The organism is Lentzea sp. NPDC036949, from assembly GCF_055608075.1.
Map to the genome: position 1 here is coordinate 685046 of NZ_JBVJRA010000001.1, position 19220 is coordinate 704265.

General features: G+C 69.6%; 21 protein-coding genes. 11 read left to right on the forward strand and 10 right to left on the reverse strand.

Going from position 1 to position 19220, the window contains the following annotated elements; translation table 11 throughout:
• Positions 1-25 precede the first annotated feature (25 nt).
• The 4 genes from ACZ7CD_RS03515 (at position 26) to ACZ7CD_RS03530 (ending at position 4111) form a co-directional block, all read left to right on the forward strand.
• A complete protein-coding gene (locus tag ACZ7CD_RS03515) occupies positions 26-292 on the forward strand; it encodes a DUF3311 domain-containing protein (protein ID WP_360394018.1) in 267 nt (88 codons plus the stop codon).
• Positions 292-1926, forward strand: a complete 1635-nt coding sequence (gene mctP, locus ACZ7CD_RS03520; protein ID WP_360394016.1) for a monocarboxylate uptake permease MctP — start codon at positions 292-294, stop codon at positions 1924-1926. The genes ACZ7CD_RS03515 and mctP overlap by 1 nt, the downstream gene beginning before the upstream one ends.
• 80 nt (positions 1927-2006) lie before the next feature.
• A complete protein-coding gene (locus ACZ7CD_RS03525; protein WP_470378261.1) occupies positions 2007-3272 on the forward strand; it encodes a pyroglutamyl-peptidase I in 1266 nt (421 codons plus the stop codon).
• A complete protein-coding gene (locus ACZ7CD_RS03530) occupies positions 3269-4111 on the forward strand; it encodes a septum formation family protein (protein ID WP_470372930.1) in 843 nt (280 codons plus the stop codon). The genes ACZ7CD_RS03525 and ACZ7CD_RS03530 overlap by 4 nt, the downstream gene beginning before the upstream one ends.
• Positions 4112-4407: 296 nt before the next feature.
• Here ACZ7CD_RS03530 and ACZ7CD_RS03535 read toward each other — a convergent pair whose 3' ends face one another.
• From ACZ7CD_RS03535 to ACZ7CD_RS03545, 3 genes are all read right to left on the reverse strand, one after another.
• The gene (locus ACZ7CD_RS03535; protein ID WP_470372929.1) at positions 4408-4620 is read right to left on the reverse strand and encodes a hypothetical protein; all 213 of its coding nucleotides are present in this window, start codon (positions 4618-4620) and stop codon (positions 4408-4410) included.
• A 115-nt stretch (positions 4621-4735) separates the two neighbouring features.
• Positions 4736-6547, reverse strand: a complete 1812-nt coding sequence (locus tag ACZ7CD_RS03540; protein ID WP_360394004.1) for a phosphoenolpyruvate carboxykinase (GTP) — start codon at positions 6545-6547, stop codon at positions 4736-4738.
• Positions 6548-6850: 303 nt separating this feature from the next.
• Complete coding sequence (locus tag ACZ7CD_RS03545; RefSeq protein ID WP_360394001.1) at positions 6851-7537, reverse strand: hypothetical protein; 687 nt, start codon at positions 7535-7537, stop codon at positions 6851-6853.
• 97 nt (positions 7538-7634) lie between these two features.
• On the opposite strand from ACZ7CD_RS03545, the gene ACZ7CD_RS03550 reads away from it, so the two are divergent.
• The gene (locus ACZ7CD_RS03550; RefSeq protein WP_470378262.1) at positions 7635-8015 is read left to right on the forward strand and encodes an Imm32 family immunity protein; all 381 of its coding nucleotides are present in this window, start codon (positions 7635-7637) and stop codon (positions 8013-8015) included.
• On the opposite strand, the gene ACZ7CD_RS03555 is transcribed toward ACZ7CD_RS03550, so the two are convergent.
• From ACZ7CD_RS03555 to ACZ7CD_RS03565, 3 genes are read right to left on the reverse strand one after another with little or no spacing between them, the layout of a single operon-like run.
• Positions 8012-9832 (reverse strand): dynamin family protein, encoded by a 1821-nt coding sequence (locus ACZ7CD_RS03555; protein WP_470369780.1) that lies wholly within the window; start codon positions 9830-9832, stop codon positions 8012-8014. The genes ACZ7CD_RS03550 and ACZ7CD_RS03555 overlap by 4 nt on opposite strands.
• Positions 9829-10194 (reverse strand): nucleotide exchange factor GrpE, encoded by a 366-nt coding sequence (gene grpE, locus ACZ7CD_RS03560; RefSeq protein ID WP_360393992.1) that lies wholly within the window; start codon positions 10192-10194, stop codon positions 9829-9831. Before grpE ends, ACZ7CD_RS03555 begins: the two co-directional genes overlap by 4 nt.
• Positions 10191-11693, reverse strand: a complete 1503-nt coding sequence (locus ACZ7CD_RS03565) for a dynamin family protein (protein WP_360393989.1) — start codon at positions 11691-11693, stop codon at positions 10191-10193. Before ACZ7CD_RS03565 ends, grpE begins: the two co-directional genes overlap by 4 nt.
• A 52-nt stretch (positions 11694-11745) precedes the next feature.
• Between ACZ7CD_RS03565 and ACZ7CD_RS03570 the strand changes: the two genes are divergently transcribed.
• The 3 genes from ACZ7CD_RS03570 (at position 11746) to ACZ7CD_RS03580 (ending at position 14212) form a co-directional block, all read left to right on the forward strand.
• Entirely contained in the window at positions 11746-12183 is a 438-nt protein-coding gene (locus tag ACZ7CD_RS03570; protein ID WP_360393986.1) for a hypothetical protein, read from the forward strand.
• Between the two features lie 184 nt (positions 12184-12367).
• The gene (locus tag ACZ7CD_RS03575; protein ID WP_470378263.1) at positions 12368-13546 is read left to right on the forward strand and encodes a sensor histidine kinase; all 1179 of its coding nucleotides are present in this window, start codon (positions 12368-12370) and stop codon (positions 13544-13546) included.
• 9 nt (positions 13547-13555) lie between these two features.
• A complete protein-coding gene (locus ACZ7CD_RS03580; protein ID WP_065915577.1) occupies positions 13556-14212 on the forward strand; it encodes a response regulator in 657 nt (218 codons plus the stop codon).
• Here the strand turns inward: ACZ7CD_RS03580 and ACZ7CD_RS03585 are convergent.
• Genes ACZ7CD_RS03585 through ACZ7CD_RS03595 form a run of 3 tightly spaced genes read right to left on the reverse strand, consistent with a single transcriptional unit; the run spans position 14209 to position 16111 of the window.
• Positions 14209-15126 carry an SDR family oxidoreductase gene (locus ACZ7CD_RS03585; RefSeq protein WP_360393978.1) on the reverse strand — a complete coding sequence of 306 codons (918 nt, stop codon included), beginning with the start codon at positions 15124-15126 and terminating at the stop codon, positions 14209-14211. The genes ACZ7CD_RS03580 and ACZ7CD_RS03585 overlap by 4 nt on opposite strands.
• Positions 15107-15583 carry a pyridoxamine 5'-phosphate oxidase family protein gene (locus ACZ7CD_RS03590; protein WP_360393975.1) on the reverse strand — a complete coding sequence of 159 codons (477 nt, stop codon included), beginning with the start codon at positions 15581-15583 and terminating at the stop codon, positions 15107-15109. The genes ACZ7CD_RS03585 and ACZ7CD_RS03590 overlap by 20 nt, the downstream gene beginning before the upstream one ends.
• Positions 15584-16111: a TetR/AcrR family transcriptional regulator gene (locus tag ACZ7CD_RS03595; RefSeq protein ID WP_360393973.1), complete on the reverse strand. Its 528-nt coding sequence runs from the start codon at positions 16109-16111 to the stop codon at positions 15584-15586.
• Between the two features lie 48 nt (positions 16112-16159).
• Between ACZ7CD_RS03595 and ACZ7CD_RS03600 the strand changes: the two genes are divergently transcribed.
• Entirely contained in the window at positions 16160-16948 is a 789-nt protein-coding gene (locus ACZ7CD_RS03600) for an HAD family hydrolase (RefSeq protein ID WP_470369777.1), read from the forward strand.
• Between the two features lie 26 nt (positions 16949-16974).
• Here ACZ7CD_RS03600 and ACZ7CD_RS03605 read toward each other — a convergent pair whose 3' ends face one another.
• The gene (locus ACZ7CD_RS03605; protein WP_360393967.1) at positions 16975-17409 is read right to left on the reverse strand and encodes a PPOX class F420-dependent oxidoreductase; all 435 of its coding nucleotides are present in this window, start codon (positions 17407-17409) and stop codon (positions 16975-16977) included.
• Positions 17410-17540: 131 nt separating this feature from the next.
• Here ACZ7CD_RS03605 and ACZ7CD_RS03610 point away from each other — a divergent pair, with 131 nt between their 5' ends.
• Positions 17541-18452, forward strand: a complete 912-nt coding sequence (locus ACZ7CD_RS03610; protein WP_360393964.1) for an ABC transporter ATP-binding protein — start codon at positions 17541-17543, stop codon at positions 18450-18452.
• 5 nt (positions 18453-18457) lie between these two features.
• A complete protein-coding gene (locus tag ACZ7CD_RS03615) occupies positions 18458-19207 on the forward strand; it encodes a hypothetical protein (RefSeq protein WP_458429879.1) in 750 nt (249 codons plus the stop codon).
• The last annotated feature ends 13 nt before the right edge of the window (positions 19208-19220 follow it).

Sequence of the window (19220 nt, forward strand, 5' to 3'; positions counted from 1 at the left end):
CAACACCGCGTACACGGAGGGCCCCATGCCGTCGGAACCCAGGACCGGCTTGCGCTGGAGCAACTGGAACCTGTTGCTGATAGTCCCGCTGCTGATGCTCATCACACCGTGGTTCAACATGGACGAGCCCCGCCTCTTCGGGCTCCCCTTCTTCTACTGGTACCAGTTCGTGTTCGTGCCGGTCGGCGTGCTCGCCGTCGGTCTGGTCTACGTGAAGACCAAGGACGCGCCGGTCGTCACCGGTAAGCCGGACGAGCTGGGTGTCGACGACCTGGACGAGGGAGCGAACTGATGCAGTGGACTGAGCTGATCGTCTTCAGCGTCCTCTTCCTGCTCGTCACGGTCATGGGTTTCGTGGCGGCGCGGTGGCAGAAGGGCGAGACCCTCGACCACCTCGACGAGTGGGGTCTGGGCGGCCGGAAGTTCGGCAGCTGGATCACGTGGTTCCTGGTCGGTGGCGACCTCTACACCGCGTACACGTTCGTCGCTGTGCCGGCGCTGATGTTCGGTGCCGGTGCGCTCGGCTTCTACGCCCTGCCGTACACGGTGGTGCTCTACCCGATCGTCTTCCTGCCGCTGGTGCGCATGTGGTCGGTCAGCCGCGTGCACGGCTACGTCACGCCCGCCGACTTCGTGAAGGGCCGCTACGGCTCGCACTGGCTGGCACTGATCATCGCCGTCACCGGCATCGTCGCGACCATGCCGTACATCGCGCTGCAGCTGGTCGGTCTCGAAGCGGTGCTGCGGTCGATGGGCCTCAACGGCTCCGGCATCCTCGGCCACCTGCCGCTGTTCATCGCGTTCGTGATCCTCGCGCTCTACACCTACCAGTCGGGCCTGCGGGCGCCGGCGCTGATCGCGTTCGTCAAGGACATCCTGATCTACATCGTCATCCTCGTGGCGATCGTCTACCTGCCCGCGAAGTTCGGCGGCTGGGGCGAGATCTTCAACGACGCGCAGGCCAAGTTCGACGCGACGCCGGCCAAGACCGACGGCATCCTGTTGAACAGCAACAACCAGCTGCAGTACGCGACGCTGGCGCTGGGCTCCGCGCTGGCGCTGTTCATCTACCCGCACTCGCTGACCGGCATCCTCGCGAGCCGCGGCCGCAACGTCATCAAGCGCAACATGGTCGCGCTGCCGGCGTACTCGCTGGTGCTGGGTCTGCTGGCGCTGCTGGGCTACGTCGCGATCAGCGCGGGCACCAAGCCGATCGTCAACCAGGCGACCGGCCGCCCCGACACGAACACGATCGTTCCCGAGCTGTTCGGCCAGAACTTCCCGTCGTGGTTCGCGGGCATCGCGTTCGCGGCCATCGGCATCGGTGCGCTGGTGCCCGCGGCGATCATGTCGATCGCGGCGGCGAACCTGTGGACGCGCAACGTCTACAAGGAGTACGTGAAGAAGGACGCGACGCCGGCGCAGGAGGCGAAGCAGGCCAAGCTCGCGTCGCTGGTCGTGAAGTTCGGCGCTGTCGCGTTCATCGTGTTCGTCGACCCGCAGTTCTCGATCGACCTGCAGCTCATCGGCGGCGTGATGATCCTGCAGACGCTGCCGGCGGTCGCGATCGCGCTGTACACCCGCTGGTTCCACGTCTACGGCCTGATCGCCGGCTGGGTCGCGGGCATGGGCTACGGCATGTGGCTGCTCTACAACATCGGCAACCCGGCCATCGGCAAGGCGCACTTCGCCGGGTCGGCGCTGCCGCTCGGCAAGCTGTCGATCTTCGGCTGGCACCCGTTCGGCGCCTCTACCGTGCAGATCTACGTCGGCATCGTGGCGCTGGTGGTGAACCTGCTGGTCGCGGTGATCGCCACGCTGATCGCGAGGAAGGCCGGGGTCTCCAACGGCGTCGACCACACCGACCCGTCGGACTACCACGTCGACGAGGACAGCCCGCGGGTCAAGCCGGTGGCCGCGCACTGACACCTGTCGAGACGCAAGGCTGACGACAACGGGCCACCTGGCGGGTTTGCCGGGTGGCCTGTTGCGCTAAGCATCTAGGTGTGAAAACCATCGCCGGTCTGGTCGGACTCATCGCGACGGCGTCGCTCGTCGTGGCGCCGGGGGTCGCGCAGGCCCAGGACGCGCACTGCTACGACACCGCCGCACCGCTCACGGTCGAGGAGCAGCGGCTCGACGACGTGCTCGTGCCCGGCGGGCCCGCGGTCGGTCCCGCACTGGTGGCGCTCGGCGGGTTCGACGGCAGGGTCGGGGACTTCACCGCCAAGCTGTGCCGCCAGATCGTCGCGAAGCAGGCGCGGCAGTTCGTCGTGAACGAGGGCAACGCGCTGTGGAAGGCCGCCGTCGCCCGCGCGCAGAGCGCGAAACCGCTCGCGCACGACGCCTACGACGACCGCCCGCTCTACTGGGCGCGCTTGCAGCTCACCAGCGCGCTGCGGCAGTGGAAGCCGCGGTTCGCGTTGTCCGTCAACGACCGGGCGAAGCTGATCCAGCAGTTCGACTGGGCCTCGCGCGGGCTGAGCGACGCGGCGTTCCCGGTGAGGCCGGGGGTGCGGCGGATCGCGGTGACCGGCTTCGACCCGTTCCAGCTCACCGGCACGAACGTCCGGCGCGCCAACCCGGCCGGTGCGGCGGCGTTGCAGCTCGACGGCCGTGAGATCGACACTCCCGGCGGCAAGGTCGTGGTGCAGGCGGCGGTGCTCCCGGTGCTGTGGGGCGGTTTCGACGAGGGGATCGTCGAGCAGTTCTACGGTTCCGCGTTGCAGCAGCGGAACCGGCCGGACGGGTTCGTGACGATCAGCCAGGGCCGGCCGGACCGGTTCGACGTCGAACGGTGGGCGGCTCGCTGGCGGGGCGGCTCGCCGGACAACAACGACGTGCGCACGTTCGGCAGCGTCGCGGACGCGGCCGGGTGGCCGCAGCCGGCGACCGAGTTCATCGAGACCTCGTTGCCGTACCAGAAGATGATCGACGCGGGCACCGGTCCGTACCCCGTGGTGCTCAACCGCAGCTTCTGCGAGTGGAAGGTCGGCACGCCGGTCGGTTCGCAGCAGGACTGCCGCACGGACGAGCCCACCCCCGGTGCGGTCGCGGCGGTCGGCGGTGGCGGCGACTACCTGTCGAACGAGAGCATGTACCGCGCGAACCGGCTGCGGATCGGTTACGGGGCAACGGAAGTCCTCGGTGGACACCTGCACACGCCGGTCCTCGGGCAGCCCGCCGACCCGGCCGCGCTGACCGATGCGGCCTTCGAAAACCAGCGCCGGGCCATCGCCGATCAGGTCAAGGCCCTAGTCTCTGCGGTGTGACTCGTGTGCGGCTGGCGGTGGGCATCTTCTTGAGCGCGTGGGCGGTCTCGGCCTGCACGATCAACGTGGGCGGGCAGGCGGTCCCCGGACCGATGCCGTCCACCGCCAGCGCGTCCGCGCCGACGCTGCCGAAGGCGGGGCAGTGCATGAACGCGTTCGACCTCAAGGTCCTCGACTGCGCCGGGGCGCACGAGGCCGAGGTGATGAGCGTCGGTGAGCTCTCCGGTCTCGGCGCGAGCTACCCGGACACGCAGGCGCTGCGCAAGGTCGCGCTGCCGCCGTGCCGTTCGGTGCTGACCGAGTACCTGGGCAGTGGCGACGCGGACTCGACGCGCCTGCGGGTGTGGGCCTTCTGGCCGAACGAGCAGGGCTGGAAGGACGGTCAGCGCTGGCGGCTGTGCACCGTCGTGGAGATCAGCCCCGACGAGAAGCCGCTGGCGCGCAAGGGTTCCGTGAAGAACATCCTCGGCCAGAACGGCTTCTCGACGTTCCAGACCTGCACCAGCGGCTCACCGTCGAAGGACGCGGAGGTGAAGGTGACGGCCTGCAACGGCGCGCACCTCGCCGAGGCCGTGCCCGGCGGTGTGGTCTCCCTCGGCAAGCCGAGCGACCCGGCTCCGTCCAAGGAGCAGATGAACGCCATCGCGACGGAAAAGTGCACCAAGGCCGTGCACGACTACCTGGGTTCGTCCAAGCGCACGGACGTCTTCCCGGCGTGGCGGAACCCCGGTTCGCAGGCGTGGTCAGAGGGTTGGACCAACGCCATCTGCTACGCGGAGGCCACCAGGGCCTTCAGCGGCACTCTCCTCGGCATCCGCGACAACCCGCTGCCCAACTGATCCGGCGATCACGACCATCAGCACGGCGGCGAGGGACAGCACCAGCATCGCGACTCCTGCGATTCCCACGGCACACCTCCCTTTCCGTCCCCGGTGACGATCTTGGTGATCGCCATCACATGTACAAGACGTTCCCGGGAGGGGCCGGGTTCATTCCTGGAGCGGGACCGCTTCTCCCGATAGAGACCGCGCCCCGGTGTGCCCACAGGGCTGTCCACAACCATCCACAACCTGTGCACAGAGCCGTCCACAGCTGTGGACAACTTCGTCCGCAATGGACGATGAGCTGCGCGGACTCAGAGGAATTCGCTGCACAGGACCACGCCGGCGGCAACGCCGAGCGCGAGTCCGACGAGGAACACGAGGGCGTAGCGCCACCACGGCGTGCGGGACGGTGGTGCGGGCGGCACGGGGTAGTAGCGGACGATGCCCGTGGAGGGACCGACCGCGACGTCGCGGCTGGTGCCGTCGTAGTGGAGTCCGCCGAGGAAGTCCTCGTCCTGCGTCACCCCTCAGTGATACCCCACCTCAGCGACCCAGTCACTCCCCGCCTCCGCTGAAAACGCACGCGGGGACCTCGCGTTCCCTCTGGGGGAACGCGAGGTCCCCGCGTGCCGTGAAAGGTCAGCCGAGGCGCTGCTTCAGAGCGGCCAACTGGTCGCGGAGCGTGGTCGGCACCTTCTCGCCGATCTTGTCGAACCACTCCTCGACCAGCGGGATCTCGGCACGCCACTCGTCAGCGTCGAACGCGAGCGAGGCCTCGATGTCCTCGATCGGCGCGTCCAGGCCCTCCAGGTCCAGGTCAGCCGCGGTCGGCACGTAGCCGATCGGCGTCTCCTGGGCGGCGGCCTTGCCCTCGATGCGCTCGATGGCCCACTTCAGCACGCGCGAGTTCTCGCCGAACCCGGGCCACAGGAAGCGCTTGTCGTCGCCGCGGCGGAACCAGTTGACGTAGAAGATCTTCGGCAGCTTGTCGGCGTCGGCGCGCTTGCCGAGGTCGACCCAGTGCTGGAAGTAGTCGCCGGCGTTGTAGCCGATGAACGGCAGCATCGCCATCGGGTCACGACGCACGACACCGGTCTTGCCGACCGCGGCGGCCGTGGTCTCCGACGACAGCGTGGCGCCCATGTAGGTGCCGTGCTGCCAGTCGCGCGACTCGGTGACCAGCGGGATCGTCGTGGCGCGACGGCCACCGAAGAAGATCGCGCTGATCGGCACGCCCTTCGGGTCGTCCCACTCGGGCGCCTTGATGTCGCACTGCTCGATCGGCGTGCAGTAGCGGGAGTTCGGGTGCGAGGAGAGCTCCTCGCTGTCCGGCGTCCAGTCCTGGTGCTTCCACGAGGTGAGGTGGGCCGGGGGCTCGCCCATGCCCTCCCACCAGATGTCGCCGTCGTCGGTCAGCGCGACGTTCGTGAACAGCGAGTTGCCCTTGGCGATGGTGCGCATCGCGTTCGGGTTGGTGTGGTAGTCGGTGCCAGGCGCGACGCCGAAGAAGCCGTTCTCCGGGTTCACCGCGTACAGGCGGCCGTCCTCACCGAAGCGCATCCAGGCGATGTCGTCGCCGAGCGTCTCGACCTTCCAGCCCGGGATGGTGGGCTCCAGCATGGCGAGGTTCGTCTTGCCGCAGGCCGACGGGAACGCGGCGGCGACGTAGTACGCCTTGTTCTCCGGCGAGGTGAGCTTGAGGATCAGCATGTGCTCGGCGAGCCAGCCCTCGTCGCGCGCCATCACGGACGCGATGCGCAGCGAGTAGCACTTCTTGCCGAGCAGGGCGTTGCCGCCGTAGCCGGAGCCGAAGCTCCAGATCTCGCGGGTCTCCGGGAAGTGCGAGATGTACTTGGTCTCGTTGCACGGCCACTGCACGTCCTCCTGGCCGTGCTCCAGCGGAGCGCCCAGCGAGTGCAGCGCGGGCACGAAGTCCGCGTCGTCACCGAAGACCGCGAGGGCCTTGCTGCCCATGCGGGTCATGATGTGCATCGAGACGACCACGTACTCCGAGTCCGTGATCTCGACGCCCAGCATCGGCTTCTCCGCGTCGAGCGGGCCCATGCAGAACGGGATCACGTACATCGTGCGGCCACGCATGCAGCCCCGGTAGAGCTCGGTCATGATGGCCTTCATCTCGGAAGGGTCCATCCAGTTGTTCGTCGCGCCCGAGTCCTCCTCGCGCACCGAACAGATGTACGTGCGCTCCTCCACGCGGGCCACGTCGCTGGGGTCGGAGGCGGCCCAGAACGAGTTCGGCTTCTTCTTCAGCGGCACGAACGTGCCGGCGTCGACGAGCTTCTTCGTGAGGCGGTCCCATTCGGCCTGGGACCCGTCAGCCCAAACAACCTCGTCGGGGCAGGTCAGCTCTGCGACTTCCTGAACCCATGCGAGCAGACGCGCGTGGTTGGTAGGTGCGTGGTCGAGACCGGGAATGGTCACTGCCGTCATCTCGTCTCGTCTCCTGACTGAACGCCTCGGCCGCCCGAGGACGTGGATCGTCCGGTGTGCGGGACTTCGTCGTCCTCGGGAATAGCTCCACAACGCCCGGTGGGGCCGGGCGCACGTGGAAGGGGATGGACCGAGGTTAGCCCGGTGAATGGCAGGTAACGCACCCCCAGCCTGTCGCTTGCCTCACAAAACCGATTCTGGAATCGATTCAGCACACGGACGGAGTTAAGGCGTCCACGACGGGGGAAAAACACAAGAGGCCCCGATGCGGTTCTCACCACATCGGGGCCTGTGAGCTGCGCTTCAGTTGGGGCTGATCCACTGCCCGGTCGTGGAATCGATTCGGACGACCCCGTTGAACCGTTCTTCCTCGAACCACTCGTCCGAGTCGTCCAGAACGCCGCTCTTGGAGTCCGTCACGTACCGGCCGTCGGACTCGATGTGCCCGTGCTCGACCTCGACCCAGTCGTCACCGCGCTGCTCGGACATCGTGACCTCGCCAGACCGTGTGATCTCGGTCGCCACGTCGGCACGCCCGTCACCGTTCTTGTCGGTGAACAGCCAGGTGTCGCCCTCGTCGTCCTTGACCACCGCGGTGTCGGCCTTGCCGTCGCCGTCGGTGTCCTCGGTCGCCGGACCGACCTTTCGCTCACCTTCGTCGGTGTCCACGACAATCGTCTGCGAAGCACCGGAATTCGTCTTTTGTTGCGTCTGGTCGTCCGGGTGGACGGCAACCCACTCACCGGAATTCTCCTCGAACCGCGCCTGGCTCAGGAGATTGCCGTCCTTGTCGAACGTGCTCATCAGATCGGCGTCACCGTCGCCGTTCGTGTCGGTGAACGCCAGATGGCCGCCGTCGTCCGTCTCGACCACGGCGGAGTCGTTCACGCCGTCGTCGTTCAGGTCGAAGGTGACGTCGGCGGTGTACTCCTCGTCCTCGACGGTCACCTTCAGCTCGGCGTCGGCCGCACCGTTCTCGTCGATGTACACCGGGACACACCTCCTACACCTTCTGCGTACCGGTCTGACCTACGTTATGCCGGTTTGGTTCCACCGCCAACCACACCCGCCGACCGGAGGAACAGTCATGGCAGTCGTGTTGCGCTGCTCGTCGCGTACGCGGGAGGTCGACCTGTCGGGCTCCCGAGGGTCGGTCGCGCAGGCCGCCGACCTGTTCTTCTGCACGGGCGGGCGGGTGGAGACGGAGCTGACCGACCCGGCCCCGTACGAGACGTGCCTGCGGGCACTGGAGGTCCGGGTGACCGGGGGCGAGGTCGTGGTCGACGTGGTGGACCAGGAGCTCGTGGTCAGCGGTGGGGCCGAGCACCTGGCGGTGCTGGGCGAGGTGCTGCGCGATCTGGCCGAGGAGGCGGACTTCGAGCTTCACGTGCACGTCGACCACTTCCCGGGCCACCACTACCTCGCCGAGGAGTCGTGGCCGCTGGTCGTGCAGGTCACCGAAGCCTAGGTGCGGTCGCGGACCTGGCGGATGCGGCCCAGCAGCTCCTCCGCCCTGGACCGCCCCGACTCCACCTCCGCCAGCTGACGCGTCACGGCCTGCAGCTCGCGGCCGCGTTCACCGGCCTCCATGCGGAGGGCCTTGTCGACCTCGCGCAGCTCGGCCTCGATGGCCTCGATCCGCTTGGCCAGCGCCTCGTCCAGCGCCAGCGACAACGCCTGTTCGGCCTCGATGAGCTGTTCGGCGGCGAGCTGGTCGACCATCGACCGCGCGTCGGCGATGGCGTCGGAGAGCCACTGCTTGACGTGTTGCTTCTCGGCGGTGTGGGTGCGGGTCCTGGCCATCCACCAGCCGGCGCCCAGGCCCAGCGCGATGGTCACCGGCAGGACGATCGGGTTCAGCGCGGCGATGCCGAGGCCCGCCAGCGGCATGACGGCGAGCTTGCCGGCGCCGAGGCCGCCGGAGACGCCCATGAACACCAGCAGTTTGTCCTCTGCCGTGGGTGGGCGTTTCTCCTTGGGGCGCAACACGACCGGGGGTCGCTCGCCGCGGGCGAACTGGCCGCGGATCAGGGTCAGCTCGTCGGGGCTGAACAACGAGGACAGCACGGTGTCGGCGATGGCGGCCAGGCGCACCGACAGCACGGTGGAGATGCGGCTGGAGACGACCTGCAGTGCCGTGTCGACCTGGGCGGGCAACGCCGCCAGCGCCGTGCGGTCGGCGGTGTCGATGGCCTGGCGGTACCAGGTCTGCAGGTCGCGCATCTGACGGGAGATCTCGTGGGAGTTCTCGACGCGGGCGCGCTGGACCTCGCCGCGCAGGCGGACCTGCCAGCCGCGGGTGGAGGAACGGCGTTCGGTGACGAGCTCCTCGCGGCGGGCGCGCAGCACCTCCGCCTCGTCCTCGCCGACGGACAGGGCGCGCTTCTCGTGGTCGAGGCGGATGGTCAGCTCGGCGAGCACCGTCGTCAGTGCGCGCAGGGCGTTGGCCTCGGCGAGCATCCCGGCGCGGCCGGAGACCAGCTCCTGCAACGAGGTCTGCAACGCGGCGACGCCGGAACGCTCGCGGAGCATCGCGGCGGCGTCGGGGTTCGGGGCCTGGGCGGCCATCTCGAACATGCGGGAGGAGACCGGGAACCACGCCGCCTCGGCGAAGCGCGGGGCGTGCTCGGCCAGCAGGGCCGTGTTCGCGTCCTGGACCTGGCGCCAGCCGCGGTACCGGTCGGTCTTCGTCAGGGCGAAGACGACGGTCTCGACCCGGTCGCCGACGCGCTTGAGGAAGTCCAGCTCACCGCGGGTGAACGGGGAGGAGGCGTCGACCACGAACACCAGCGCGGTGGCGGAGGTGACGGCCTCCAGGGCCAGCTCGCCGTGCACGGACTCCAGCCCGCCGACACCCGGAGTGTCCACAACGGACATCCGCGAGAGCAGCGGGATCGGCGCGTCGACCTCGACGTAGCGCGGTGGCAGCTCGCCGGGCGGCAGCTCGTGGGCCGCGGACACCCAGTTGATCAAGGCGGGCAGCGGGAACGACACGGGCGCCAGCACACCGGGGTAGCAGGCGCGGGCGGCCCAGTCGGGGCCGTGCTGGAAGACCAGGTAGGTCGAGGTGGCCACGTCGGCGTCGACCGGCGACAGGCCCGGTGCGGCCAGCAGTGCGTTGACCAGCGACGACTTGCCGCGGTTGGTCTCGCCGACGACAACGACGGACGAGGTCTCCGGCACCGAGCGGCGGGAGACCCAGTCGGCCATCGCCGGGTCGAGGTCGCGGACCACCGCCGTGAGGCGTTCACGGGTCGCGCGGACCGTCTGCGGGAGGTTGCTCATCGGGGCGTGTAGACCGTCACGATCGGTGCGCGCAGAACTCGGCCGCGGTCGCAGAAGCCGGGGACCTCGGTCTCGGCGACCAGGCCGAGCAACGACACGTCGTCCGTCGGCACCGTGCCGCCCGCCTCGTGCTGTGCGGGGTCGAACCGCTGGCCGTCCGCGCGGACCGCGACCACTCCTATGGACGACAGACCTTCCTCGATGCGCTGCACCACGCCGGAGCTCGCGCGGTCGAGCGCGTACAGGCAGAGCTGGACCAGTGCGCGGCGTTCGGCCAGCGCCTGGTCGAGCAGCTCGTCGGCAATGGTCTCCACACCAGCGTCCGACGCCAGGTCCGCCGGATCGGTTCCACCCACGCTCATCGGTGCCCCCCAGCACGTAGTTGCTGCCAAATGAGGAAATACGCCCTGTGGACGACGTGCGCCACCCGGGCCTGCGCCGGCGTCGCGCCGAAGGAGGCGAACGAACGCCACCAGCCGGCCCGTTCCAGCGCGAACGCCTGCAGCTCCGCCACCGGCCGGCCGGGCAGTCCCAGCCGGCCGGACACGCCGGGGGTGCTGCCCAGCCGCAGCACCTCCTCGGTCAGGTCCGGCGCCAGCACCACCGCACCCGACGAGACCAGCGTCAACGCCTCCAGCAACCGCAGCTGGTGCGCCTCCGGCCGGGCCAGCAGCACCTCGATCGCGTCGTGCACGCGCTGCCGTTCACCGGGGTCGGCCGCGGCCAGCGACGTCACCGACGCGAGCGCGGCCGCGGCCTTGATGCCGTCGGCACGGGAGCGGAACACCGCGTCGAGCCGCGCCCGCACGGCGGCGAACCCCGACGCGTCGAACAGCACCCGCCGCAACGCGCCGGCGGTGAGACCGGGTTCGGCGTCCAGGGCGGCCAGTGCGCGGCCGATGCCGTACAGGTCGAGCTTCTCCAGCAACCGCGACCGCACGCCCGCCGGCACCGCGCAGTCCCACGACGTGAAGAGGTCGCCGGACATCAGCATCATCGTGCGGGTGTCCGCGTCCAGCGCGGCCAGCTGCCGCAGCGCGTCGGCGTCGGCTGAGGTGAACTCGCCGGTCTCCGCGGACTCGGCGAGCAGGCTGATCACCGGCAGCACGTCGGCCACCCGCGGCTTGAGCAGCTCGGCCTGCTTCGCCGCCAGGATCTCGGCGGCGCGCCACACGTCGCCGTCCGACCCCGCGACCGACTCCGGGGCGACCGCGTCGACCTTGTTCAACGCCGCCACCGCGTTGACCGGCCCCGCCTCCCGCGACGCCGTGGCGGCGGTGAAGGCGGCCAGCGTCTGGTGGTCGTCGGCGCGCACGCCCTGCGTCACGACGTACAGCACGGCCTCGGCGCCGGCGACCGCGTTGCGCGACACCGGGTCCAGCAGCTCCTCGGTCCGCGCGACCGAGCTCGCGTCCAGGGAGCCCAGGCCGGGCGTGTCGATGACGGTGAAGTCGCGCAGGACCGCGTTCGTCAGGTAGGCCTCGATGTGCGAGACGCCGTCGAGGCCGAGCGAGGCGGGGATCATGCCGGCCGCGTCGAACGGCAGCACCTGCCGCCGCCCGTCCTGCAGCACGACCTCGATCCGGTCGACCGTCCCGTACTGGTACCGGGTCACGAGCCGCGTGCACTCGCCGACGTCGGTGGGTGCGACCCGGCGCCCGATCAAGGCGTTGACCAGCGTCGACTTGCCGGACTTGATGCGGCCGGCGACCGCGACCTGCAACGGTGCGTGCAGCCGGCGCAGGACCTCCTGGAAACCGGCGGCCGTGGCGGGGGAGACCTGCTGTTGCAGCGCGACGCACAGGTGGGCCACCGCCGCGCAGAGCGGGCCGGCCAGTTGTCGTCCCTGCAACGCCGTCACGTCCGAATCCTGCCACGGTTTGTGCACGTACGTACTCGGGTAGCCACCGTGCATGGGTGACAGCTACGTGACGTTCCTAGTGCTGGGGATCGTCCTGGTCGTCGTAGACGGCCAGCTGATCTACCGCAGTGGCAAGGAATACCTGAAGCGCGCGGCGTACGACGACGACCAGGCCGGCGGCATGATGAAGCTGACGGCCGTCCTGTTCCACCTCGTCGTGCTCGGCCTGCTCGCGTTGGTCTCGACGATTGGCATCGAGACCGGTGACGCGGTGAAGAACGTGGTCGTGAAGCTGGGGATCGTGCTGCTGCTCCTGGCACTGGCCCACGGCGTCACGATGGCGATCCTGGCCAGGATCAGGGATCGCCAGGTGCAGCAGCAGCTCGCCGACCAGATGGCGGAGGAGCACCGCATCTACGAGGAGCGCCACGCACATGTGAGCGACCCGCGACCCGCACCGAAGATCGAGTCGCCCTACTCCGCGAAGTAGTGCGCGCGGACGGCGTCCAGTGCAGATGAAGGCAGGGCAGCCACCACGGTGCCCTGCCTTCGTCCTGTCGTGAGCACGCCCGCGGTGCATCAACCCCTCGACACAGGAACTCACTCCGCAGTAGTACCCGGTGTCAGCCCGTGGCGCGACGCGCGGAAGTTCGACTCGCACCTAACCTTGTCCGGTGCGGCGGTTCAGCCTGTGGATGAAGGCACACCCGGCGTTCGGGGACTCCCTGATCGCCGGGATCTTGGCGTTGTTCGACCTGGCAGCGGGCGTCGCGGGCGTCGACCGCGGCCTGTCCGTGTCCGCGTTCCTCGCCGTCACGCTGCTGCTGCTCGGCCCGCTGCCGTTCCGGCGCTACCACCCGGTCGGCTCCAGCTACCTGATCCTCGCGGGCGGGTTCCTGCAGCTGTTCACGCACGGCGGGTGGGAGACCGGGCTGCCGGTGCGGATGGCCGACTTCGCGCTGGCCATCGCGCTGTACACGCTCGTCGCGTACATGGGCCGCAAGGCCGGGTTGATCTACCTGGCCTGGCTGATCGCGGGCACGCTGCTCTGGGCGGTCTTCCAGGTCGGCCAGCCAGAGGCCGTCCTGTTCGTGTTCATGATCTTCGTGATCTTCGGCTTCAGCTGGGCGATGGGCGAGTTCATCGGGGCCCGCCGCGCCTACCAGAGCGAACTGGAGCAACGCCTCAAGCTGCTGGAGACCGAACGCGACCAGCAGGCGCGGATCGCGGTCGGCGAGGAGCGCTCCCGCATCGCCCGCGAGCTGCACGACGTGGTCGCCCACGCGGTCAGCGTCATGATCGTCCACGCCGACGGCGCCGCGTACACGATCCGCAAGCAGCCGGAGGTCGCCGAGAACGCCGTGCGCACGATCGCCGAGACCGGCCGGCTCGCGCTCACCGAGATGCGGCGGCTGCTGGGCGTGCTGCGCAGCGAGGACTCCGAGACGCAGTGGGAGCCGCAGCCCGACGCGCGCGGCGTGGTCGAGCTCGCCGAGAACGCCCGCGCGGCCGGGGTCCCGGTCCGCCTGGAGATCACCGGCGACGTCGACGACCTGCCCGCCGGTGTCGGCCTGAGCACCTACCGGATCGTGCAGGAAGCACTGACCAACACCATCAAGCACGCGGGCACCGGTTCGACGGCGACCGTCCGGCTGGCCCGCACGCCGGAGCAGCTGCACCTCGAGGTCGTCGACGACGGCTTCGGCACACCGCACGACGTGGTCAAGGTGTCCGGCGGCAACGGTCTCATCGGCATGAGGGAAAGGGCGGCGGTGCTGGGCGGTGAGTTCGAGGCGGGCCCCAACCCCGGTGGTGGCTGGCGCGTCCGCGCGGTCTTCCCGCTCGCCGCATAGGGTGATCACGTGATTCGGGTGCTGCTGGTCGACGACCAGGAACTCATGCGCATGGGCTTCCGCATGGTGCTGGGGGCGCAGGAGGACATCGACGTCATCGGCGAGGCCGCCGACGGCCTGGACGCCGTGCAGATGGCCGACAAGCTGCGGCCCGACGTCGTGCTGATGGACGTCCGCATGCCCGTGCTCGACGGGGTCGAGGCGACCAAGCGCATCACCGAGGCCGACACGGCCAAGGTGCTGGTCATGACGACGTTCGACATGGACGAGTACGCGCTGTCGGCGTTGCGCAACGGCGCCAGCGGGTTCCTGCTGAAGGACACCCCGCCCGGCGACCTGGTCTCCGCGCTGCGGGCCGTCGCGTCCGGCGACGCGGTGGTCTCGCCGTCGGTGACGAAGCGGCTGCTCGGCCGGTTCCTCGGCGACGGCGGCGGTGAGCTGCGCGACGCGACCGTGCTGGACGTGCTGACCGAACGCGAGCGCGAGGTTCTCGTGCTGATCGCCAAGGGCCTGTCGAACACCGAGATCGCGCGCAAGCTCTTCCTGTCGGAGGCGACGGTGAAGACGCACGTCGGCCGGATCCTCGCGAAGCTGGAGCTGCGAGACCGGGTGCAGGCCGTGGTGCTGGCCTACGAGACCGGTCTCGTCCGCCCCGGTGACGCCTAGCGGTAGTCCTCCGGGTCCGCCTCCACGGTCTGACCGGCCCTCCGCGGCTTCGCCACCTCGTCGTACCAGCGGCCCCAGTCGGGCTGCGAGCCGTCGAGGTCGGTGAACCCGTACTCGCGCATCAACTTCCACGACGACAGGCACCGCCCGGCGAACCGGCGCCGGTCCGGGTCCGCGGCGAGGTGCGCGAGACCGCGGCCGAGGTAGTGCGGTGTCTCGGACAACGCGTAGTCCGGCACGTCCTTGACCGCGTCGCGCCAGTTCGCCTCGGTGACGCCGAAGCCCTCCAGCATCTGCTCGGACCGCAGGAACCCCGGCGTGGCCGAGAGCGCCGTGACGTTCGGGTGGTCCTCCAGGTCCTTCGCCAGCACCTCGCCGAACCGCCGCACCGAGCTCTTCACCGCGTCGTACGGCAGGTTCACGAAGTAGGCGTCGCCGTCCTCGCCGTCGGTCACCTCGACGACGAGCCCGTCGTCGGACTTGAGCACCAGCGGCACCAGCCGGTGGATCGCGACCAGGTGCGACTCGACGCCGTTGCGCCACATGCGCAGCTGCCGGTCGAGGTCGTGCTCCCAGAACTTGCCCCACTCGACGAGGTTCTCGCCGCCCCAGGCGTTGTCGACGAACACGTCGAGCCGGTCGATGCGCGCCGCCAGCGCGGCCACGTCGGACGGGTCGGTCAGGTCGCACCGGACCGCGATCCCCCTGCCCCCGGCGGCGTCGACCAGTTCCGCGGTGTCCTCGATGGTCTCCGACCGCCCGACCTCCGACTGCCGCGTGCGCGTGGTCCGGCCGGCGACGAACACCGTGGCCCCCGCGGCGCCCAGTTCGACCGCGATCGCCCGGCCGGCACCGCGCGTGGCGCCGGTGACGACGGCGACCTTCCCGCTCAGGTCAGGGCTTCTTCGCGACACGACGAGCTCCCCTTCCCTCGTGCCAGGACACGACGACCATCTCGTCGCCCTCGACAGTGATCGACACGACCTCGGTGACGTTCATCCGGAACAGGTCCAGGGCGTCCGGCATCCAGCCGGTGCGGTCGTACAGGTCTTTCAGGTAGTCCTCCTTGTCCGTCCAGAACTCCGCGGTGCCGCTGATCTTCGCGTCACCGGCCTCCGCCATCGAGGCGGCCGTGGTGGTGCAGTGCAGCGAAAATCGCGGGTCACGCCGCAGGTCGCGCGACTTCAGCGAGTCGAGCATCATGCCCGTCCACAGTTCGCCGCGCGCGAAGTCCGGTTCCACACCGCTGAGCCGCGGTGCGCCGTCCCTGCGCAGGGTGGCGATCAACGCGTGCCGGTCAGCGGCGAACCGGCCCTCCACGAACGCGGCCAGCTCGGGCTCCTCGGCCGCGAACTCCGCCCAGGTCGCCATTCAGCGCATCCCTTCCAACACCAGGTCGACGTCTTCCTCCATGCGTGCCATCAGCTCTCCGCGCGGCCGGATCGACCAGTCCATGGCGATCCCGTACACCAGTGCGGCCAGCACGCGCGCCGCGTTCGGTGGCAGCCCCTCGGCCGCGCACAGGACCTCCAGCTCGGCCTCCATCGCCGCGTAGTGCCCGGCCAGCAACGCCCGCAGCTCCGGGTCGATCAGGTCGACCCCCAGCTGTGCCAGGTTGTTCGTCGCCACGACCGGGTCGGCCAGCCGGTCGAACCAGGTCAGCAGCGCCGCCCGGACACCGCCTGCCTCTCGCGTCCTGCGGACGACGTCCTCCGTTCCGGCCCTGGTCAGCGCCTGCAGCAGGCCGCTCTTCGAGCCGAACCGCTTCGCCACCGCACCGACCGACACCCCGGCCTCGGCGGCGACGTCCGCCACCGTGAACTCCGGGCCACGCCGGTCGATCACGGTCGCGACCGCGGTGAGGACGCGTTCGTCGGAGATGGTGCGAGGCCGTGCCACCGCGTTAGTGAACCACAGTTCACTAACCTTCGCCTAGGGTGGCTCCACGTGAACTGGAGACCGCACCTGGTTGCGCTGGACATCGACGGAACCCTCACCGGAGTCGGCTCGAACGACGTCTCACCCGCCGTGAAAGCCGCCGTCACCCGTGCGGCAGGCCACGGCACGCACGTGGTCCTGTGCACCGGCCGCAGCCTCATCGGCACCACCCCGGTCGCCCCGCAGCTGCCGGTCTCCCTCGCGCTGTGCTCGAACGGCGCGGTGTGGTGGGACCCGGCGACGGCGGAGATCACCCGGCGCACGACGTTCGAACCGGGCCCGACGATCAGGACGTTGCAGGCGCTGCTGCCCGGTTCGGTGTTCGCGGTCGAGCAGACCGGCGTCGGCAACCTCTCGCTCGGCAGCTTCCTGCCGCACGACCTGTGGGGCGAGACGACGCAGGCGACCTTCGAGGAGCTCGCGGCCACACCGACCCCGCGACTGGTGATGCGCTGGCTCGACCACACCCCGGCCGAGCTGGCGTTCGCCGTGCGGGAGCTGGAGCTGCCCGGCGTCTCGTGGAGCGTCGACCACACCGAGGCGTGGCTGACCGCGGTGCCACCGGGCGTCACGAAGGGCTGGGCGCTGGAGGACCTGCGGAAGTCGCTGGGGGTCGACGCCGCGGACACGCTGGCGATCGGGGACGGCTCCAACGACGTCGAGATGCTGCGGTGGGCGGCACGCGGGATCGCGATGGGCCAGGCACCGGCGGTCGTGCAGGCGGCGGCCGACGAGGTGACCGGCACCGTCCTGGAAGACGGTGCCGCACAGGCGCTGACCCGCTTCTTCCCGGCCTAGCTTCCACGGCATCTGCGAGCAAGGGGTCAGGTTGCCACGTTCGTCTTGGCCACGACCTTGTCCACCTTCACGCGGACGACCATCTCGCCGGGCACTCCGTTGCGCTCGGCGTAGGCGTCGGCCTGGTCGTCGCCCATGTAGCGGGCGGCGGTCCGGCCTGCCCAGTACCTCAGCTGCTCGGGGTCCTCGTCGGTCACGGCCCGGCCGGTGATGGTGACGAAGTTGAACGGCGGCGTCTCGTCGTCGAAGCACAGGGCCACCCGGCCGTCGCGCAGGATCGACTTGCCCTTGACCGTGTCGCGCGCGGTCAGGAAGACGAGGTCGGGGCCGTCGAGGTCGACCCACACCGGCGCGATGTGCGGTGAGCCGTCCTTGCGGGTGACCGCGAGCTTGCCGGTGCGGGCCGGCGTGGCCAGCACGAACTCACGCCACCAGCCTTCGGGAGCATCCGTGTATCCCATGTGGCTCATTCAACTACGACCGAGGTAGCGCCACCGGACGACGGAAGTTGACGCACGCGCAGACCGCAGGGCGATGTGGTGGCACCCCTCGCCGCAGGAGAGTTGTCCCATCACGAAGAGGGGACGACACCATGATCGAGGCAATCGGCCTCACCAAGAGATACGGCAGGACGGTCGCGGTCGACGACCTGTCGTTCACCGTCCACCCTGGACGGGTGACCGGCTTCCTCGGTCCGAACGGTGCCGGCAAGTCGACCACGATGCGCATGATCCTGGGGCTCGACCGTCCGACGGCAGGCCGCGTGCTGATCGACGGCAAGCCCTACGCGGAGCTGAACCGTCCACTGCGGACGGTCGGGGCGCTGCTCGACGCGAAGTGGGTGCACCCCAACCGGAGTGCGCGGGCTCACCTGCGCTGGCTCGCGAAGTCCAACGGGCTGCCGGACGGGCGCGTGGACGCGGTGCTCGACGCCGTGGGCCTGACGCAGGTGGCGGGCAAGAAGGCCGGTGGGTTCTCGCTCGGCATGTCGCAGCGGCTGGGGATCGCCGGGGCACTGCTCGGTGACCCGGGGGTGCTGCTGTTCGACGAGCCGGTGAACGGCCTGGACCCCGAGGGCATCCTCTGGATCCGCACGTTCATGCAGAACCTGGCCGCCGAGGGCCGCACGGTCCTCGTGTCGAGCCACCTGCTGTCGGAGATGGCCCTGACGGCCAGCGAGCTCGTCGTGATCGGCCGGGGGAAGCTGATCACGCAGAGCACCACGCAGGAGTTCATCGACCGCTCGACCGGCAACTCCGTGCTCGTGCGCAGCCCGCAGCTGTCGAAGCTCGGCCCGCTGCTCGTGGACAAGGGCTTCACGGTTCGTGACGGCGCCGACGGGGCGTTGTCCGTATCGGGTGCCACCAGTGACCAGATCGGTGACATCGCGGCGGCGAACGGTGTGGTGCTGCACGAGCTGAGCCCGCAGCGCGGTTCGCTCGAAGAGGCGTTCATGCAGTTGACCGGCGATGCTGTCGAGTACCACGCAGAGATCGGGAAGTGAGTCTGATGACCCTGTTGGCAGTCGAACGGATCAAGCTCTTCTCGACCCGCTCGCCGTACTGGTGCAGCGCACTCGCCATCGTGCTGGGCGTGGGCCTCACCGCGATCATCGCCGCGGCCAGCGAGGGCCAGGTGTCGCTCGGTCTGACCCAGATCGGCAGCGCCCAGCTCGCCATCGCGGTGGTGCTGGTGATGGCGGCGATCGCGGTCACCACCGAGTACCGCTTCGGCACCATCCGCTCGACCTTCCTCGCGGTGCCGAACCGCACGTCGGCGCTCGTCGCGAAGACCGTCGTGGTCGCGTTCATCGCCGGTGTGCTCGGCGAGGTCATCGCCTTCGGCTCGGTGGGCATCGCGAAGCTGCTGTCGTCGGGCTCCGACCTGGCGATCAACACGGCCGCGGAGTGGCGGCACGTCGCCGGGGTCGGCCTCGTCTACGCCATCGGCGCGGTCATCGCGATCGCCGTGGGGATCATGGTCCGCCAGACCGCCGGTGCGGTCTCGATCCTGCTCGTCTGGCAGATGGCCGCGGAAGGCCTGATCGGGTTCATCCCCAAGGTCGGCATCAAGATCCAGGCCTGGCTGCCGTTCACGAACGCCACCCACTTCCTCTCCATGGGCGCGGAGAGCCCGGAGCAGGGCGGGGCGGGCATCGACTTCAAGCTCAGCCAGTGGGGGTCGCTGGCCTACTTCGCCGGCATCGCGGTCGCGTTGCTGGTGGTCGCGCTGATCGTCGCGAAGCGCCGGGACGCGTGACCGGTTCCAGGTA

Coding starts and splice junctions, on each gene's coding strand:
- ACZ7CD_RS03515 (WP_360394018.1), top strand. CDS start 26: ATGCCGTCGGAACCCAGGACCGGCTTGCGCTGGAGCAACTGGAACCTG.
- mctP (WP_360394016.1), top strand. CDS start 292: ATGCAGTGGACTGAGCTGATCGTCTTCAGCGTCCTCTTCCTGCTCGTC.
- ACZ7CD_RS03540 (WP_360394004.1), bottom strand. CDS start 6,547: ATGACGGCAGTGACCATTCCCGGTCTCGACCACGCACCTACCAACCAC.
- ACZ7CD_RS03550 (WP_470378262.1), top strand. CDS start 7,635: ATGGCAGTCGTGTTGCGCTGCTCGTCGCGTACGCGGGAGGTCGACCTG.
- ACZ7CD_RS03555 (WP_470369780.1), bottom strand. CDS start 9,832: ATGAGCAACCTCCCGCAGACGGTCCGCGCGACCCGTGAACGCCTCACG.
- grpE (WP_360393992.1), bottom strand. CDS start 10,194: ATGAGCGTGGGTGGAACCGATCCGGCGGACCTGGCGTCGGACGCTGGT.
- ACZ7CD_RS03570 (WP_360393986.1), top strand. CDS start 11,746: ATGGGTGACAGCTACGTGACGTTCCTAGTGCTGGGGATCGTCCTGGTC.
- ACZ7CD_RS03590 (WP_360393975.1), bottom strand. CDS start 15,583: ATGGCGACCTGGGCGGAGTTCGCGGCCGAGGAGCCCGAGCTGGCCGCG.
- ACZ7CD_RS03605 (WP_360393967.1), bottom strand. CDS start 17,409: ATGGGATACACGGATGCTCCCGAAGGCTGGTGGCGTGAGTTCGTGCTG.
- ACZ7CD_RS03610 (WP_360393964.1), top strand. CDS start 17,541: ATGATCGAGGCAATCGGCCTCACCAAGAGATACGGCAGGACGGTCGCG.
- ACZ7CD_RS03615 (WP_458429879.1), top strand. CDS start 18,458: ATGACCCTGTTGGCAGTCGAACGGATCAAGCTCTTCTCGACCCGCTCG.